Source organism: Fictibacillus fluitans, assembly GCF_030418125.1.
Taxonomy (GTDB): Bacteria; Bacillota; Bacilli; order Bacillales; family Fictibacillaceae; genus Fictibacillus_C; species Fictibacillus_C fluitans.
This window is the reverse complement of sequence record NZ_JAUHTR010000002.1, coordinates 35293-53314: the sequence shown is the minus strand read 5'-3', so window position 1 is coordinate 53314 and position 18022 is coordinate 35293. Positions and strand designations below refer to the sequence as shown.

Genomic DNA, 18022 nt, shown 5'->3' with positions numbered 1-18022 from the left:
TTATAAGAGAATTCTTCCCTTCACCCCAACATTATGAATGCGGTTTCAAGGTGTTACCACTAAATATTTGGACAACCACTTTGTTGGCTTCGCTATCTCGAATTAGGAAAGAATCAAAACAAGTTGAACAAATTCTAGTTTTGCCGTGCAGCATTTTTAATTCATCTATTAAATCTTTATAAATTATCATTATTTCTTCTTCACGAACGATATCCTGTCCAATTATACTTAAGAAAAATACCTTTTTAAGGAGATTCATATGAAGACCTCTGTACCCTGTCCGAGTTGTGAAAAGGCAATAACACTTGATGATTTTGAAGATTTTTCATCCCCTTTTACCATGAAGTGTCCGTACTGCAAAGCGAAGTTAAAAGAAACGAAAGTAACTCCCTTTCTTTTAATTGGGTTAGTCGCCATCATTCCTTTATTTATTTACTTAACTGAAAAATTGACCTCTTTATTAACCGGTATACTCCCTGTTATTGAAAAAATCCCTTCCGTTATTGTTTTTATTGGTCTCTTATATCCGCTCTATGCACTATACGAGCGAATGAACGGACTGATCATGTTTAACAAAGGGAATTTGCAGCTGAAAAAACGGCAGTGATCATTTGGAATATGACACAAATAAGGAGAGGAATTTCCCCGTTTTCTTTCAATAGGGTAAAACCTCTCCTGCTGCTCTTTCTGCTCGATGTGCACACTATCTATTGTTCTTTTCTGTTCAACATCGGAACAGTTGTCATCCTGCCTTTTGTAACCATCCCGAGATAAAGAATAATCCCTACGATCATCAGACAAAAGGTAACATTTTGCGCAATACCCACTACGTCACTCCAACTGCTTGCACCGTTTAAATACAGCTGCAGAAGCAATCCTGATAGAACGATAAGTAAGACATATGGAGTTCTTTTCAGTAAAAATCCAGCACACCCGCCAATCATGCCGCCCAATAGGGACATCCCAAACCAATTAATATATATTAGGACCCATTCTTTCAACGTTGCGACTGGGATTCCACTGTATAATTGTCCGATGACAAAATAAGATGTAATGGCACAAAGAATACAAATCGCTCCAAATAGTATTGATTCTTTAATAGTACTGGCAAATAGATAGCCCGTTACCATCGCAATAATAAACCATGTTGGTAAGGAATTAATCATGATTGCCAGATACGAGATGATGAACTCCAGGGGAGTTACACCATCCCTTAAGTTAGGTAAATGATCAGAGATCACTGAAAAAATCCCGAAAATTATACTAACGATAAGAGTATAAAGAACAAACCTCTTCCGTTGCCCCCAATTTTGTCCCGTTTTCAAACGATCACCATCCTATAAGAAGAAAGCACATTCTTATTTTAATAGTACAGTAGAACGATTACTATGGGACAAAGTAATTGGTTTTCTAATAATTATACAAACACACACAAAGAAGGATTATCTGTATTTCCGAGAAAAACGAAAACAGTGAAAGATCAAAAACCAATAAAAGAACGGCCCACTACAGGTCGTTCCTTCTTTATGCTTCAATTAATGAGGTTAATGAGTCCAAAATCTCGCTTAAACTTAGTTCCGCACATGCCATCGATGTATCGGACACGCCGTAGTACATTTTCACGATGTCTCCCTCAACCAATGCGCCGCAGGAGAACACGACATTGCCGAAGAAGCCGTTCACTTCATAGTCTGCTTCTGGTGAAACAATCGGGGATTCCGAGCGGGCGATGACCTTCGACGGGTCGTTCAGGTCAAGGAGTACCGCGCCCATGCAGTAGCGGTTGTCCTTGCTGGCGCCGTGGTACAGCTCAAGCCAGCCTTTATCGGTCTTAATCGGCACGGCTCCCCCGCCGATGCGGCCGTCATCCCACATGCCTTCGCGCAGTCCGAGCAAATACTTATGATTGCCCCAGTGCAGAAGGTCAGGAGATTCGGCGATCCAGATTTCCGGGTTGCCTGTGCTTTTTGGTACCGGACGGTGAAGCGCATAGTATTTGCCGTTCACTTTTTCCGGGAAGATCAGTACGTCCTTGTTTTCCGGCGCAAAGATCATACCGTGATGCTCGATAGTCTGGAAGTCTTTTGTGGAAATCATCGATTCTCCCACCCCAACTGGTGAAACCGCACTGAAATAGATATAGAACGTGTCCCCGATCTGCGTGATGCGCGGGTCTTCAATGCCAAACGACTCGAGCTCGTTGGAAGGATAATAGAATGGCGCAGGGTCGATCGTAAAGTTGCGACCGTCCTTGCTTCGGGCAATCCGAGTATACGATAACGACGTCAGAAAGGCGAATTGGCTCAAATCATCGGCTTTCCGGATTGTACGTGGATCATCAAAATTGTATCGCTTATCCGATATATTGAACTCCATAATTTCAAGTTCCTTTGTTTCTGTGTTAAAGATCGGCGCCTTCACAATATTAGGATCGTCGCTCAGCGGGCGCTCTGCCACGCGAAGCAGCATGATGACTTCATCTTTGTATCGGGCGATACCCGCATTAAACGCACCGATCACTTCAAAATCATCACGGTGAGGTTTAACATCACTAGGTGTTACTAAGGGGTTCTCTTCATATCGATTTACGTTCATGCTGCAGTCTCCTTATCTCTCATAGGGTAGGAACGGGTCTTGAATGGTAAGTTTATGGGCCTCGGCGTCCGAGATGCCCGCATATAGATCGGCCGTTCCATCTTCTTTTCGCACCAATCCGCCGCTGAACACCACATCGACAAGGTCCGGACGCTTCGTATCGCCGGGCAAAAAGTCATTTCGTACAGCGATCAGCTCGATGTCCGAATGTGCACCTGTTTTCGGATCAACGATAAAGCGCATCGGATAGTAGTGGCGGTCGCCTTGTTCATCAAAGCTTGCGATGTGCCCAAGGACTCCAATCAGTCCGCTGGAGAGGACATGAAGCTCGTTCGCCCCACCCCACTCGTCGTCAGTGAACTGGTTTTCCAGCAATGGCGCATTGTCGATCACTTCGATATTCAAATCATTGTATGAAGGAACGGTCGTAAACCCGATCTTCCCTCTGCCGCCTTTTTCGCCCTGCGGCCTTGTGAAAATAGCGATTGAACCGTTAAGAAGCTCGGCAATCCGGAGGTCCTTCATGCCGTCCGGCCCCTTAAAGAATTCCTGAAGGTCGTTGATGCTGCTTCCTTTATAGAAGACCGTCCGCCAGCCAAGGGCGTTTTCAATGGTCGGATGCGGAAAGGTTTGCACACCGCCAAGAACCAGTTCACCCGCAATATGGGTAAAAAACGGATCCTGCAGCTTCAAAACCGGAGCGCCTTCTTTTGGCACCCAGGCTTCACCGGATTGAATGAAGAAATGTACCTCGGACTGCTCGCTGTCCCGGGCTTCCACCCGGCCGGCGATCACGAGCTGGCCGTCGTCTTCAAACGGTGCGGTGATGTTGTATACGTCGTTATTTCCGACGCCTTCAAAAGTAAGTTTTTCCGGTAAACCCGGCTTGTCTTTTTTCTCATATTGGTTCAGCAGCTCGCTGCACGTTTTGATATCGGTTTTCGTTAGTTTCAAAGGATTCACCCTCCTTATTTCAGTGTAAATTGCATGCCTTCCTTAAACTGCTTGGCAAAGAACAAGAACAGAATGATGATCGGCACGGTCAGGATCACGGATGCCGCATACATTGGTCCCGGATAGCCGCCGTACGGCCCGAACATCTGGGACAGGAGCACATTCAGTGTCAGCATATTGTCGCTTTTGACAACGATCATATCCCACAAAAGTTCGGTCCAGCGTTCCATGAACAAGAACAGGAACACGACGATCGTGATGGATTTGGACATCGGCAGAATGATCCGGAAGATGATCTGCCAGTCGGATGCGCCGTCCAGTTTTGCCGCTTCAATAAACGTATCCGGAATCGCCCGGAAGAAGTTGGTGTACATGAAGATCGCCCACAGGCTCAGTGCTTTCGGAAGAATCATTCCCAGGTAGGAGTCATACATACCGAGGCGCTGAATGATCAGGAACGTCGGCACAAGCAGGATGATCGCCGGGAAAAACATCTGAAACAGGATGGCATTGTTCAGGAAGTTGCGGCCGCGGAACTGCAGCTTGGCAAGCGCGTAGGCAACCACCACACCGGTAATCATCATTAAAATGGTCGAGCCGGAAGAAACAATCAGGCTGTTAAAGAAGGCCCGGATCCACGGACGGGGCTCTGCGGACTGCCCGCCGCTCAGCAGCCATTCATACGAATGGAGCGTAAAGCTCGTCGGGATCAGCTTGCGGTCCACCTGGCTCCAGTCGGCAAACGAGTTGAGCACCATGTACAGGTACGGAAATATCATAAGCAAGAGCAGAAGGAACGCGATAATATAGCGGATTGTAAGTGATTTTTTCTTATGTCCAACCATTTCGTTTCCCCCACATTTCCAAGAATTTTCGAATGATAAAAATCGAGATGAAAGTCACGACGGATGCGATCAAAGCAACGGCAGAAGCATAGCCTGCAGAAAGGTTTTGGAACGCCTGCTTGTAGATCTCCATCTGCCATGTATTGGTCCCAAAGTTCGGTCCTCCGCCTGTCAGCTGGTACACCTCGGTAAAAATTCCGAAGGTGACGCCAATGGAAAGGATCAAGGTCGTGAACAATGCCGGATACAACAGCGGCAGGGTGATTCTCCAAAAGCGCTGCCAGCCGTTGACGCCGTCAATGGCGGCCGCTTCGTAAATTTCCTGGTTAATCGATTCAAAGCCTGACGTTAAAATCAACGCGTAATAGCCGGTAAACTTCCAGGCGATAATGACCGCGACAAGAAGCAACGCGGATAATGGCGTGCCGAGCCAGTTGATGTCGAGCCCAAGCTGCCCTCTCAAAAACGTGTTCACCGGGCTGTTGTAGGAAAGAAAGCCTTTCACGATAAAAGATGATACAACGCCTGATGCAAGATATGGCAGGAAGAAGCCAATCAGGAACAAACCTTTGAATCGCGGCAGGCCGTGAACGACGAGTGCCACGATCAGAGAGGACGCAATGACCATCGGCACGAACACGATCATAAATTTGAAGGTGACGAAAAATGCCGCATGTACGCCTGGACTTTTCAGTGCCTTGATAAAGTTATCTAACCCAACATGATGAAATACCGGGGCGATCAGGTTCCAGTCGGTGATCGACAGATAGAACGACCAGCCGAGCGGGATGAGAAAGAAGATCAGCCCGTATAAAAGGTAAGGACTGGCAAATAGCCAGCCCATACCGTTGTTATTTTTGGTTCTCATTACTTGAGATCCCCCTCAATGGCCTCTTTCATCTTTTCCCAGCCCTTCTTCGGCTGTACTTCCCCTTTTACGACAGGGTTGACGGCATATTGGCCAATGTACGTTTGAAGCTCATTGTATTTCGCATTATCAATGGACGGAACAGCGTTCGGAATCGCTTCGGCATACGGCTTCAGCGCAGGATTCTTCTCATAAATCTCTTTGAACGCATCGTTCGTTGCCAAATCGTCACGTGCTGGCGGAAGGTTCGTTTTCTCCATCCACTTCACGTCATTTTCAGGTTTTGAGTAGACCCACTTGATGAATTCCATCGCTGCTTTTTTCTCATTTTCAGGAGCAGAGGAATAAATCACAAGACCTTTTGTATCCGCAAATGTGGATACATTTTTTGTATCAGTGCCATCCGGAACCGGAGGCGTAGAGAACGCAAAGGTTTTGTTATATTTCATTTCAGGGAATTTCTCTGCCCAGTATTGAAGGGTCCATGGTCCGATGTCGGTAAAGATGCCAAGACCGGTTTCAAATGGATCCTTGGATTGCTTAGTCAGGATACCTTTTTCCTTGCGGATGTTGTCCATGAAGTTCAGGACATCCACACCGGCTTTGTCGTCCGCGACAAGCTTGTTGCCTTCGATGAATTTGTTTCCGCCGGATGCCGCGTCATACAGCATGAAGAAGTCAAACCAGCGCTTCCAGGCGGTTGGATCGGCAAGGTCAGGCTTTGCCCACAGGTACTTGTCCGGATATTTCGCTTTCAGTTTTTTAGTTACATCAAGTACTTCACTGTATGTTTTTGGCGGCTCATTATAGCCTAGTTTTTTCAGGATATCCAGTCTCCAGCCAAACAGCATGGCGTTGGAGTAGATCGGCAATACGTACTGGTTGCCGTCAGCAAACTTCCAGCCTTTGATCGTGTCAGTCATGCTTCGTGATTTCAGGATATCGTCGTACCCTTTCATCTTGTTCAGCGGCTCAATTGCTTTACTTTCTGCCAGCTGTGCGGCAAATCCACGGTTAATGTTTTCCGACATGGTTGGCGCTTCTTTACCCGCGATGGCGGACTGGATGCTTGCTTCGGATGTCGGGCTTTCCTTAATCGGGCTCACCTTGATCTTGATTTTCGGGTGGTCCTTTTCAAACGCTTTAGCGGTTTCTTTCCAATATGCCTGCTGCGGCGGGTTTGGCGCAGCCCAGAATTCAATCGTGGTCGTGCCGTTCTTGGACGTCGAATCCTCGCCTGCCGGGTTTCCGGTTGAACAGCCTGCAAGTGAACCAGCCAATACTGACGCTCCAAGCAATAGTGATGCTGCTTTTTTCATTTTCATCACAATATCCCCCAATACGTTTTTTGATAGCGCTATCATTCAATAGTAGAAAAAAATCCAGCGCCTTCTTTTTCCTTGCTGGAAAACATTACATTTTATTCTATTTGTAACTTTGTAATGTAATTAATAACCTTACAATTACAGTTTTACATGATTACAAAAGTTCTGTCAACTCTTTTTAACCTGAGTCTATTGGATGATTTTTCGTCATTGCTGTTTACCAGTACTCTCAGTTAGGTTATGATTACTTTGTAACGTGACAAACTTAAATTGTCATTATCCACTGAAAGGTTTGAGACCCTATGGCTAAAAAAGTGTCCATGCAGGATATCGCAGATGCATTGAATATATCGAAAAACTCCGTTTCCCAGGCTCTATCCGGAAAGCCGGGCGTAAGTGACGCCACCCGGAAACGCATTGAACAGAAAGCCCACGAGCTTGGCTATCGGATGAAAAAGCAGACTCTATCTATTGAAAATGCCAGCCGGGGCACCGGCAATATCGGATTGATCGCGTCGGATTACGCCTTTTCGCTGAAAAGCTTTTTCGGTGAAATCTACCTTAGTATTGAAAAAGAAGTAACGGTGCACGGCATGAACCTGCTCATTCAGTCGGTGAATACTGAAGCACGTGACAACCTTGTGCTTCCGTCCTTTATCGCTGAAGGCAAAGTTGATGGTGTGCTTATCCTTTCCCATATCAGCAACGAGTACACGAACGCCGTAATTGCAACCGGCATTCCGACGGTTATGATTGACCATCACCATCCTCTCATTCACGCGGACGCCATTTTAACGAATAACCGGTTCGGCGCCTATAGCGCGGTCAAGCATTTGCTTGAACTTGGCCACCGCGACATCGCTTATGTCGGAAACGCGAAGCTGTCACCAAGCTATCAGGAACGGCTGGAAGGCTATGATTTGGCGCTCGCCGAGCATGGGATTGAGCGGAAGAATCAGTTTGTTTTTAGTTCTATGGAAGAAGATGAACTGGATGTGAATGCGCTCGTGCAGGGGCTGGATGTGCAGCCGACGGCCTGGTTCTGCGTCAACGACGGGTTTGGCTTTTTCGTCCGGTCCGCCCTGCAGCAGCAAGGCATCTCTGTACCGGATGAAGCGTCTGTGGTTAGTTTTGACAACGGTATGCTTTCCCGGCTGACCACTCCGAAAATCACAACGATGAACATCGACCTTGATCTGTACGGCCGTAAAGCGGTTGAGCAGCTGATCTGGCGCATGCAGCACCGGGACGAACCGATCATCGAACTGCTTCTTCCGACAGAGTTAATCGTGCGGGAGTCGACGGCAAAGGCTCGGTCCGGCTCATGAACCGGATTTACATTTTTTCCGGGCCGTGCGGGGTGGGTAAATCCACGATTTCTAAAATGCTGGCTGAGAGTATGGAGAACGTGGTCCTCGTGCATGGGGATGATATTCATTCAATGTTTACCGGGAAAAATCAGCCGCCCTGGGATGAGCAGCTGTCCATCGTCTGGCAAAACACCCTCTCCATCACGAAAAATTTTCTAGAGCATAGGTTGGATATCGTGCTCGATTATGTGGTGGAGGACGAGCTGGAATGGTTTTGCCGCGGGCTGTCCGGGTATGATGTTGAGATTTATTATGTTGTGCTGCGGGCAGATGAGGACGTGCTTGTGCAGCGCCTGCAGGAACGAGGAAATGCGGACCTGATTGACCGGTCGCTGTTTTTACTGAACCAGCTCGAAAATGATCCCGCCAACCGGCGTTATCTATATAACACCACGAACCAGTCACCAAAAGAGATTCTTGAGGATTTGCGGAACCGCTTTCATGAATTCAGGCTTTAACTTTTTAAAAGGTTGACTGTTGACGGAATGGAGTAATTGATTTCCGCTTCAGGTTGCTCGCTTTTACCGGCGCGAGCGCCTACTTTCGCGGAGCGGGCGCAGTCTCGCACCTTCCACTCCAATCAACTTATCAAAGTAGATCCTACATTCCAAAGCAACAACCTTTTATAAAGACATCATAAAGTTTTACCAAGGAGGAAGATCATGAAGAGATTTAGAATGCTTTTGGCGTTTGTGGTGGCCTTTTGTCTGGCGTCACCGGCGTATGCACATGCGGCGGGGAAACCGTCGGAGGAAGAAACACCGGTGAATCTGGAGCACCTCAATTTTTTAAACGAGGATGTAACGATCGATGGGGTGGACATGCTGATCACCCACATCTATTCGGAAGCCCCGGATTACAAATGGGTTGACGCGTCAGGTGAAGGGATTGCCTGCGTGGACGATGTGGCCCGTGCAGCGGTCGTGTACCTGAACGATTATGAACAGAATGGGAATAAGAAATCCCTTGAAAGCGCAAAGAAAGCACTGAATTTTGTCATGCACATGCAGGCTGATGACGGTGAGTTTTATAACTTTGTTTATGAAGACCTTTCCATCAATAAAGATGGCGGAACAAGCAAAAAGTCGTTTGACTGGTGGGCTGCTCGAGCAATGTGGGCCATGGGGCAAGGATACAGCGTGTTTAAGAAGGCTGATCCCGCTTATGCTGCCCAATTGAAGGATAGCTTTATGTTGGCGAACAAGGCATTGCAGAAAAAAGTAAACGAAAACTATGGTGAATACAAAAATGTACACGGTTACAAAGTTCCTGCCTGGATCGGCGGCTATGACGCCATGTCCAATGCATTGCTCGGTCTTGCTTATTTTTATGAAGCTGCACCATCTGCAAGTGTGAAGGATTCGATGAAAAAAGTGGGCCGCGGACTTGATGAGTTTCAGTATGGTTCTTATACAAAGTATCCGTACGGCGCCCATCTGGACTGGGATGGCTCCCCTACCCTCTGGCATGCATGGGGCAGCGGCCAATCCTTTGCTTTGGCAAAAGCCGGCCGGGTGCTCGATGAAAAGAAATGGGTAAAATCCGCACAGCAGGAAGCGGATCAGCTCTTCTCCCACCTGCTTGTTACAGGAATGATCAAGGAAATGGCGCCAACCATGGCGAAGGATGAGCAAATCGCCTATGGCGTGAACATGCTGACACAAGGCTTTGCTGAAGTGTACAAAGCAACACATAATCCGAAGTACGCAAAGTATGCAGGGTTGGCAGCCTCCTGGTTTACTGGGAATAATGATGCGAATGCTGTCATGTATGATGCCAAAACCGGCCGCGGGTATGATGGCCTGAACGGCGTAACTGGAAAAGTAAACTGGAACTCCGGCGCAGAGTCGACCATCGAGGCTTTGATGGCGCTGCAAACGGTGAATTCCATTCCCAAAGCAGAGAAGCTTTTACAGGCGAAAACCGTTAAGCGGCATACAGCCGTTGTAGAAGAAGCTGAAGATTTTGACGCAGTGCTCGGCAAGCCGGAGACGTTAACCCCGGAAAGTTCATGGACCGGAGATGCATCCTACAGCGGGAAGATTGTGAGATTAGGAAGTTCAGATGTGATCTCCAAGAAGGTAACTGTTAGTAAGAGTGGCTTGTACCTGTTGTCTGGTGCGCTGGTTCGGGAAGCGAGTTCTGCCGGCAAGCTCGATGTGCAGGTCGATGGCCGAAATGTGAGCTATGTGAAGGTACAGCCTTCCCCTGATACCGATTTTCTGACGTTGGTTAATGCGGGACACCCTGTTTATTTGGGCAAGGGTGTGCACGAACTGAAATTGAAGTTTACTGGTGAAGAATTGCTGCTAGATAACGTGGTGGTGCAGCCAGCTGTGGAGTATGCGGTGTTTAAAAGTGATGGTAAGACGGTGAAATTGGAAAAGGATTTGCTTAAGGGACGTAATTTGTTGAAATAAATTTAATAGAAAAAAAGACCAACTTCACACGGTTGGTCTTTTTTTCTATCGTTTTGCAGATTTCTCTTGTAACAAAAATAACACCATACGCTGTTTAATTATCCTGCCCGGTCGTTTTAGTAACTTTTGTTTCATATATAAGCATAGACGATTGATCGTCATCGGGAACAGCGTACATTTTTATTCCCTGTTTCGTATTTTCAAGAAATACTGGATTCCGTGTCACAACATGTTCCTGAGGCGAAAACAGAGTAGTAGGCAATTCGTGAACCATATCCATCGTTTTCATATCAAGTAAAGCTAGTCCGCCTAATTCATATTTATCAGTGGCAGATCCTTTTTGTGGCAGTTCAGTAATGCCGCTGCAAATCATGCTGTCTTTTCCTGCATTTTCACAATCCTGGTAATCGATGAAATGACTGGGGTTATTTGATTTGCTGAGCACTTTTCCCTTTTCATTAAACGTATAAAAAGATCTTGAACCCCAGCTTACAGCTTTTAAAGCTCCATGTTTTCCATCACGAAGAATTCCACCAATGTGGTCATTTGTACGGAACACTTCTTTGGATTTCATTGTTTGAGGATCTATCTTATAGATGATTGACTTGCTGTTTGGGCGATATTCCGCAGCGGGAACCCAAACCGATTTACCATCATAGGCAATACCGCCGGGGTGGTATATACTGCCTTCGCCAAGCTTAATGTCTTTTAAAAGTTCACCTTGATTATTAAATACAAAAAGGTGGCCAACGCCTTTACCCGGCGTGCGGTCATAACCTTCTTGAGGCTGATTGAATTTCACAGGTTTTTCTAAGATTTCTACTGAAGACATATAATAAACGTCTCCAACTTTCGTCATTCCTTGTGGATGATAAGTATTAAATTTAAGGTCGATTTTCCCTTTTTGTTCCCAGGCATTATCTCGTGTAAGACCTTGGAATTTATCAACCATTTCACTTTTTTCTTTCCCCGAATTATGTGCATCAGCGTAGACAAACGCAGTTGATAGAGTGCTGATAGTAAGTGTGGCTGCTATTGCAAGAATTGCTTTTTTCATTATCCATCCTCCTCAGTTTACTAATATCATGTTGTCTTACTAACCTTACACAAAAGATATTAAGATAGAGTAAGGTGATTATTTGATATTTGTAAACTTTCGGATACATATTACAAGAACAAAATTACCCGGGAACATAGATTACCCTTTGGGCGCTCAATACCTCGTTGAAATATTTTTTTACATCATTTTCATATTACTTACCTTTTGGGGGTTATGAACCTGTAACCATATATCAGCTTGGTTTATCATCCAAGTTCCCATATTATCTAAAAAATTAATGATCACATTCCGGTTTTCTGTAGGATTAATAGCATATTTAACTGCTTGTTTCATTTCAGATTCTTTATCTGGATAATACTTCGAAAATATCTTATGCGCTGGGTATAGGTCTCTTGTATATTGTTTTTCTTTATCAATGACAAGTGCGAGACCTGCCCTAACTATAATTTTCATAATCCAAGTGCAACAATCCAATATATCTTCTTTATCATCATTGCCTGCAAGGTCCTCTTTCGCTTGTTTGATTTGATTCTTTAGGTTAACAAGATGTTGGTTCCCTAGTGTTTTATCTGCCTTGTAGTTAGGTAATTGAGCTGCTATATCTTCTCCATATACACATATACTATGAGTCTTAATCATAAACGGAATGATCGAAAAGTTGATGGTTTCTATAATATCTTCAATGTAATAGAAGCTAAACTCTACACCCTTTATACAATCATATTTTCTATTCAAATCATTTTCTGCTTTATCCACCCATTTCAAGTCGATATCATTCGTCTCTCTATTCGTTATTGCTATTGTATCTATGTCTGAAACCCCATATATGCCCAATCCACGGGGAACTGAGCCCCTGATATATACACTGTGCAGATCGGAGCCCAAGTGTTTTTGGTAATTTTCTACTACTTCTTCTATTACCTTGTAAAATTCTGGTTTAACTTTCTCTAAATGTGAGTCGTTTATTATATAACCATTGTCATTCATCAAACAAAAACGCCCAATATTTTTAATATAAGTCAACAGATCTCCACCTTTGGCACAAATAATGGCACACTACTTATTGTCCATTATAAACTTTAAGGCAATCGCTGTGCCAAAACACCTGATAAAGGAATCCTTTTGTAAGTGATCCGTGGGCTCTTTATGGTTATAGTGGTCGACACGATTTAGTTGCGGGATTGGCGACTTTAGTTGCAGATCGACAAAGATTAGTTGCATTTCACATCATTTTCATAAATCCAGCCCCCAATTTGCCCATACAGCTCCCGCAATACTCACATAAACTGAAGAATACGTTTGACCGGACTCGAAAGGAGAAATCAACTTTGGGCAAATACCGGATCATGACCTTTGATGGGGGCGGCACCTTGGGGGCGTTAAGTTTACAGCTTTTAAACCGATTGGCGAAAGCAACGCCACAGCTCGTTCGTAAAACGGATCTTTTCGCCGGCACATCCGTCGGTTCTTTCACTGCCCTGGCGCTGGCCAGCGGAAGAACGCCAAAAGAGACCTTTCGTTATTTTATGGAAGAAATTCTACCAGCCTTCAGTGTTTCCCGGCCAGGTGGACCTGTTTTTAACCAACAGTTACCGTACTCGGGTTTCGTAAAAGCGATACGGCAGTTTTTTCCGGATGACGTCCGCCTGAAAGACTTAAATCGCAGAGTAGTAGTGCCTGCGTTTCACTTGTACGACAAGGAGCTGGACCGTTGGAACGTGGTACTGTTTCACAACTTCCCCGGCTCTCCTTATTTAAATGAAAAAGCGAGCGATGTCATTCTCAGGAGCAGCGGTGCTCCCGCTACCCAGCGCGCCTATCAGAACTATGTGGATGGATATATTTTCGCAGCGAACCCCAGTGCAGACAGCATCTCGCTGGCAGTAGGTAAAGCCGGCGTACCCCTGGAGAAAATCGCGGCTTTATCCATCGGAACGGGCGAAGCGCCGACACGCTTAAAAAGGGACACCAGAGGCTGGGGAATGGTAAGCGCAGATAACATCCGTCCCGAAAACCTGGAGGATCTGCCTCCAAACTGGGGCGTCCTGTTAGACCATGCAGCGGATGAACCTTTATTGCCCTTTCTTCAAGTGACCGGCAGCAGTGCATCGTATAATTCAACCATCATGAGCGGCAATTTGCTGGGCAAACGCTTTTTCCGATTGAATCCGCGCATCCCCAGCCTTTCCCTCACCGACCCTGCCTCCGCTCCCATTGTCATCGAAATTGCAGACCAGACCAATTTAAAGCCTGCTGTTAAATTTGTAGAGAAAAATTGGGGTTGCTCACATTAGCTCAATAGAAAGCCCTCCACTCAGGACCTTTTGGAGGGCTTTTGCTATATTCGGGACATACAGAATGTGTTTTTGAACATAATAAGTTTGTTTAAATAAGAAATTGAGGAGGAAACAATATGCAGCAAGATCCACAGGCTAAAAAAGATTCGAAGGAAACAAATGTCTCCGGAACTGATGCACAACAAGTAAAACAAGAAATTCAAAAGGATGTCAGCGAAGGACAAGGTGCGATAACTTCCCGTGAGGCTGGATCCATGCGCGATTAAAAGGCATGCACACTAAAAAAGAGCGCTCAACTCCGAGCGCTCTTTTACATTCTCAGCAACGAAGAAAAACAGAAAAATCCAAGGTTCATACTCCGTCACCGTCTCATCATATACTGAAGAATATTCTTGATCGGACTGGAAAGGAGATATCACCTTTGGGCACATACCGAATCATGACCTTTGATGGTGGCGGAGTTTTGGGGGCATTGAGTTTGCAGCTATTGAACCGGCTTTCGAAACTGACGCCACAACTCGTTCGAAAAACAGATGTTTTCGCCGGAAATTCCATTGGCTCCATCACCGCTATGGCGTTAGCCAGCGGGAGAACACCAAAAGAAACCTTCCGTTTTTTCAAGAAAGAAATTCTGCCGGCATTCAGTGATCCGCTGCCTGGAGGTCCTGTTTTTAACCAGCAATTGTCGCTCTCCCGCTTTATTAAAGCGATACGGGAGTTTTTCCCGGATGACCTTCGGCTTAAAGACTTAAATCCAAAAGTAGTTATCCCTTCGTTTCACCTGTACGACCCGGAGGTGGATCGCTGGAATCCTGTGCTGTTCAATAACTTCCCCGGCTCTCCCTATTTAAATGAAAAAGTGAGCGATGTTGTCCTCCGGAGCAGCGCTGCTCCCACGGCACAGCGAGCTTACCAGAACTATGTGGATGGTTATCTCGTCGCAACCAATCCCAGTACCGCCTGCATCTCGTTTGCAGTGGGCAAAGCGTGCGTTCCTTTAAATAAGATCGCGGTTTTATCCATTGGAACGGGCGAACAGCCAACACAGTTAAGAAGAGACACCGGAGGCTGGGGAATGGTGAGTGCAGATAACATCCGTCCCGAAAACCTGGAGGACCTGCCTCCGAACTGGGGAGTCCTCCAGGATCATTCCGAAAATGAACCGCTGCTGCCCTTTCTTCAAATTACCAGCAGCAGCTCCGCCTATTATGAATCTATGGTCAGTAAAAACCTGCTCGGCAAGCGCTTCTATCGGCTGGATCCACGCATCCCCAACTTCTCCAAGACCGATCCAACCGCCGTTCCCGCTCTTATTGAGATTGCGAATGAGACTGATTTAGAGCCTGCTGAGCGGTTTGTTGAGAAGAATTGGGCTGCTGATGTTGTTTTGTAGGAGGGCCGTTATTATAGCTAAAAACAAAAAAGCAACCGGCCCACATAAAGCGGAGTGCTTTTTTCTTTAAAAGTTCTGATTCCCAATCATATCAAAAACAGCAATTGACATTCCTGCAGGAGCTGGTGTTGAATAACCAACGGGAAAACCAGGGTAAAGCTCGTCTCTACCCAATACACCCCAAGGCTCGGCATAACGAAAGAAATTATTATAGACTTTGATTTGCTTTTCTACTGGAGTAGAAGTACCACCGTTTCTATAATCAATAAAAACGGCAAGTCGATTCGGTTTTGGTTGTATAAACGTATTACCTTCAATTAAAATCTCTCGGAAGCTGTCAAATTGTACACCTCCAAGATACATATCGAAGATAACCGTGCTTCCACTTCTAGCGTCCCTATGGTCCATATAGTTTTCTGTCACAATGAACGATAAAGGAGCTACCGTCCTCGTGTTTAAAAGCCAGCCTTGTTGAAAGCTAAAGATACTGTTGTTCGAAAATTGAAGAGTACCTGTTGCTAGTGAGCCCTCAATCGAGAATGCCCGCCCAGCATTTACGTTCCCGTTCAAAACATTTCCCAAAAAGAGTCCGTTATTGATAGTTTGAAGGACCAATGCGTAAGTATTTCCATTATATAATACTGTGTTTCCAATGTATTGAAAATTTTCAACATCAAGGAGTGAGCTATATCTTCCCCCTTCCAGTATATTATATCGGATAATATCGTTCGTATATTGTTCAAAGGGTGAAGAGCTTTTCAGTCTTACACTTAAAAGGGCATTGTCCGTTGTCCCTACAGGTCCGATAAAGTGAATATTTTCGACAGTGACGTTATCAGCAGAAATAACCATATATGAAGTGTTCGAAGGTGGGGTGGTAAAGTTTACTTCTGTTAATTGCGCAGATATTCCTCTTAACGTTATTTGTTTGTTAATTAATAGTGGGGAAGCTGGCGTAACGGGTTCAGTATAGGTCCCTGGTGATAATTCAATTGTGTCCCCATCTTGTGTCAACGGGTCATCAATCGCTGCACGAATATTAGCATAAGTATTCCTGGTTCTGATATTCTGAATTCGAAGGGCCTGGGGATCAATATTTTCACCAATTGTAATAAAGTTAAACGCCTGGTTGGTGTTGAAAATCACAGTTGTAGCTGCAGTTGAAATAAGCCTTACAGCATTTGTCCGTACAAAAGCACTAGCACTGATATCATAAGTTCCAGGAGTTAAAATGATTCGGCTAATCGTATTGTCGTTAAGCGCCACCAGCAGGTCGGCACTTGTGCCCACTGTCGCAGTCGTTTGCATACCTAATTTTTGAATAAATACTGACGCGGTATCATTTGTCTGCGTTCCCCCGGCCGGCGTTTGAAGGGTAACTGTCAGCGGAACAACATTCGTATGATAGCGGACGGTCAATGTTGCAGGTACAGTATCTATTGTGAGTATGGTTTGTCCCAAATTTTGCTGATTAACATCATCCGATCCATAAATCGTTCCGGGAACAAGAATTCCTCCATTAAATAATCCAAACTGATTATTAATGTCCCCTGTTACGGAAAAAGAAATATAGTAATCCCCGGGGTCGTTGATTACAATTTCCGCTGTACCGGGTGTATGCGTAATGGTTCCAAAATTTACTCCATTGCTATCAAAGAGGATATCTTCTTCAGCAGTCAGTGCCTGGGTAATTAAATTATAGATAAACGCATGATCCGAGGAGAATCCCGGTGGTCCTGGCTGGCCAGGCGCACCTGGAGTACCTGGAATTCCAACTGCCGGGAGAACTGGACGATGTTCAATACTTCCGCAAACCTCACCTCTGGCCAGTGAACAGTGCGAAGAAGAAGAACTACTGCGTTTTGATTTTCGTTTTTTCTTCAAGTAAGGAACTCCTTTCTTATAATCGCTGAATGAGAATGGACGCTGTTACGTTGAACGCCGTTCCCCCTGCGATTGTTTCCAGTTGAACAGCAGTGTCTGAGAGGTTCCGTAGCGTAAGGACAGATGGTGCGGCAACATTAATAATGGCCACACCCGTATTCTGCTGGCTTGTATCCGCCGATCCATATATCGTTCCCGGTACCTGAGTACCATCTAAAAATAGCGCAAATTGGTTTACCTCCTGGGCGGTTACAGAAAAGAAAATCTTATAGTTTCCAGGGGTATTAAGTGTAATAGCTGCATCCCCCACCGTATGAGCAATCGCTCCAAAAATAGTTCCATTTTTGTCGAACGTTACATCGGTACCCGCCGCCACATTTTCGGCAGCCGATTGATAAATATAGGCGTAGTCAGTGGATGCTGCCGTTCCGGCTGGCCCTTGTGGACCCTGTGCACCTGGCGCACCCGGAGTGCCGGGTAAAGGAACCGGTATAATGGTGGTACAGGAGCAATGGCCATGTCCACATCTTTTGCATTTCTTTGATGACTTGGAAATGATAATCACCTCGTGTTGATATATTCGCTATACTTGTCCAGAAAGGCTCCAGTAATAGTAATAGAATATGCAGGTATAGTGACGTTGGTGTGAGGGAGAGGGACTAATTTGTATTGTATTGTTGGTTATTTCGGGATCATTTAGTTGTTAATCAATGAGCAGAGAGGTTAAACAGGATATATTTAGCCTTTTGAGAGACAAATTGAGGAAGTTAATAGAGTTTCGTGGCGTTATTACCTTCCAGATCTTAACTTAGGTGCGAATTTTAATTATTTATCCGCGAAAATTTCGATATATCCGCGAATTGAGCTTCTTTATCAGCGAAAAACTCTCTATTATCCGCGAACAGTCAATGTAAAGTGCCTTTCGATAAGATCCTCAGCCCTCAATTTGACGCTCCCGCTCATTTATTTTCAAATCAGCACTATTTATTTTCAAAACTGTATCATTTATTT

The 18022-nt window shown here is 45.3% G+C and carries 18 protein-coding genes; 7 read left to right on the top strand and 11 right to left on the bottom strand.

Annotation, left to right across the window (positions count from 1 at the left end):
* Nucleotides 1–31: 31 nt before the first annotated feature.
* A complete protein-coding gene (locus QYB97_RS05515; RefSeq protein WP_301164978.1) occupies nt 32–259 on the bottom strand; it encodes a hypothetical protein in 228 nt (75 codons plus the stop codon).
* Between QYB97_RS05515 and QYB97_RS05510 the strand changes: the two genes are divergently transcribed.
* Nucleotides 260–607, top strand: coding sequence for a hypothetical protein (locus QYB97_RS05510; protein ID WP_301164977.1), 348 nt, complete (start codon nt 260–262; stop codon nt 605–607).
* Between the two features lie 100 nt (nt 608–707).
* Here QYB97_RS05510 and QYB97_RS05505 read toward each other — a convergent pair whose 3' ends face one another.
* The 6 genes from QYB97_RS05505 to QYB97_RS05480 all read right to left on the bottom strand — a co-directional run bounded on the left by QYB97_RS05505 (nt 708) and on the right by QYB97_RS05480 (nt 6581).
* Nucleotides 708–1325 (bottom strand): hypothetical protein, encoded by a 618-nt coding sequence (locus tag QYB97_RS05505; protein WP_301164976.1) that lies wholly within the window; start codon nt 1323–1325, stop codon nt 708–710.
* A gap of 199 nt (nt 1326–1524) precedes the next feature.
* Nucleotides 1525–2595: a BtaManbiosPhlase gene (locus QYB97_RS05500; RefSeq protein WP_301164975.1), complete on the bottom strand. Its 1071-nt coding sequence runs from the start codon at nt 2593–2595 to the stop codon at nt 1525–1527.
* Between the two features lie 12 nt (nt 2596–2607).
* The gene (locus tag QYB97_RS05495; protein ID WP_301164974.1) at nt 2608–3549 is read right to left on the bottom strand and encodes an MTP-1 family protein; all 942 of its coding nucleotides are present in this window, start codon (nt 3547–3549) and stop codon (nt 2608–2610) included.
* A gap of 14 nt (nt 3550–3563) precedes the next feature.
* Nucleotides 3564–4394 (bottom strand): carbohydrate ABC transporter permease, encoded by an 831-nt coding sequence (locus QYB97_RS05490; RefSeq protein WP_301164973.1) that lies wholly within the window; start codon nt 4392–4394, stop codon nt 3564–3566.
* Nucleotides 4381–5262, bottom strand: coding sequence for a carbohydrate ABC transporter permease (locus QYB97_RS05485; RefSeq protein ID WP_301164972.1), 882 nt, complete (start codon nt 5260–5262; stop codon nt 4381–4383). The genes QYB97_RS05490 and QYB97_RS05485 overlap by 14 nt, the downstream gene beginning before the upstream one ends.
* Nucleotides 5262–6581 carry an ABC transporter substrate-binding protein gene (locus QYB97_RS05480; RefSeq protein ID WP_425589767.1) on the bottom strand — a complete coding sequence of 440 codons (1320 nt, stop codon included), beginning with the start codon at nt 6579–6581 and terminating at the stop codon, nt 5262–5264. Before QYB97_RS05480 ends, QYB97_RS05485 begins: the two co-directional genes overlap by 1 nt.
* A gap of 308 nt (nt 6582–6889) precedes the next feature.
* Between QYB97_RS05480 and QYB97_RS05475 the strand changes: the two genes are divergently transcribed.
* The 3 genes from QYB97_RS05475 (at nt 6890) to QYB97_RS05465 (ending at nt 10377) form a co-directional block, all read left to right on the top strand.
* Nucleotides 6890–7915, top strand: a complete 1026-nt coding sequence (locus QYB97_RS05475) for a LacI family DNA-binding transcriptional regulator (RefSeq protein WP_301164970.1) — start codon at nt 6890–6892, stop codon at nt 7913–7915.
* Complete coding sequence (locus tag QYB97_RS05470; protein ID WP_301164969.1) at nt 7912–8415, top strand: P-loop nucleotide/nucleoside kinase family protein; 504 nt, start codon at nt 7912–7914, stop codon at nt 8413–8415. Before QYB97_RS05475 ends, QYB97_RS05470 begins: the two co-directional genes overlap by 4 nt.
* A 204-nt stretch (nt 8416–8619) precedes the next feature.
* Nucleotides 8620–10377 carry a carbohydrate-binding protein gene (locus QYB97_RS05465; protein WP_301164968.1) on the top strand — a complete coding sequence of 586 codons (1758 nt, stop codon included), beginning with the start codon at nt 8620–8622 and terminating at the stop codon, nt 10375–10377.
* 94 nt (nt 10378–10471) lie between these two features.
* On the opposite strand, the gene QYB97_RS05460 is transcribed toward QYB97_RS05465, so the two are convergent.
* Both QYB97_RS05460 and QYB97_RS05455 read right to left on the bottom strand, forming a co-directional pair.
* Nucleotides 10472–11434, bottom strand: coding sequence for a DUF6454 family protein (locus QYB97_RS05460; protein ID WP_301164967.1), 963 nt, complete (start codon nt 11432–11434; stop codon nt 10472–10474).
* A gap of 180 nt (nt 11435–11614) precedes the next feature.
* Nucleotides 11615–12460 (bottom strand): nucleotidyltransferase, encoded by an 846-nt coding sequence (locus QYB97_RS05455; protein ID WP_301164966.1) that lies wholly within the window; start codon nt 12458–12460, stop codon nt 11615–11617.
* A 305-nt stretch (nt 12461–12765) separates the two neighbouring features.
* Here QYB97_RS05455 and QYB97_RS05450 point away from each other — a divergent pair, with 305 nt between their 5' ends.
* The 3 genes from QYB97_RS05450 (at nt 12766) to QYB97_RS05440 (ending at nt 15127) form a co-directional block, all read left to right on the top strand.
* Nucleotides 12766–13731 (top strand): patatin-like phospholipase family protein, encoded by a 966-nt coding sequence (locus tag QYB97_RS05450; RefSeq protein ID WP_301164965.1) that lies wholly within the window; start codon nt 12766–12768, stop codon nt 13729–13731.
* Between the two features lie 119 nt (nt 13732–13850).
* Nucleotides 13851–14000 (top strand): hypothetical protein, encoded by a 150-nt coding sequence (locus QYB97_RS05445; RefSeq protein ID WP_301164964.1) that lies wholly within the window; start codon nt 13851–13853, stop codon nt 13998–14000.
* 155 nt (nt 14001–14155) lie between these two features.
* Nucleotides 14156–15127: a patatin-like phospholipase family protein gene (locus QYB97_RS05440; protein WP_301164963.1), complete on the top strand. Its 972-nt coding sequence runs from the start codon at nt 14156–14158 to the stop codon at nt 15125–15127.
* Between the two features lie 66 nt (nt 15128–15193).
* Here the strand turns inward: QYB97_RS05440 and QYB97_RS05435 are convergent, their stop codons facing one another.
* Together QYB97_RS05435 and QYB97_RS05430 are read right to left on the bottom strand one after the other, a co-directional pair.
* Nucleotides 15194–17011, bottom strand: a complete 1818-nt coding sequence (locus QYB97_RS05435) for a hypothetical protein (RefSeq protein WP_301164962.1) — start codon at nt 17009–17011, stop codon at nt 15194–15196.
* Between the two features lie 16 nt (nt 17012–17027).
* Nucleotides 17028–17576 carry a BclA C-terminal domain-containing protein gene (locus QYB97_RS05430; protein ID WP_301164961.1) on the bottom strand — a complete coding sequence of 183 codons (549 nt, stop codon included), beginning with the start codon at nt 17574–17576 and terminating at the stop codon, nt 17028–17030.
* Nucleotides 17577–18022: the final 446 nt, after the last annotated feature.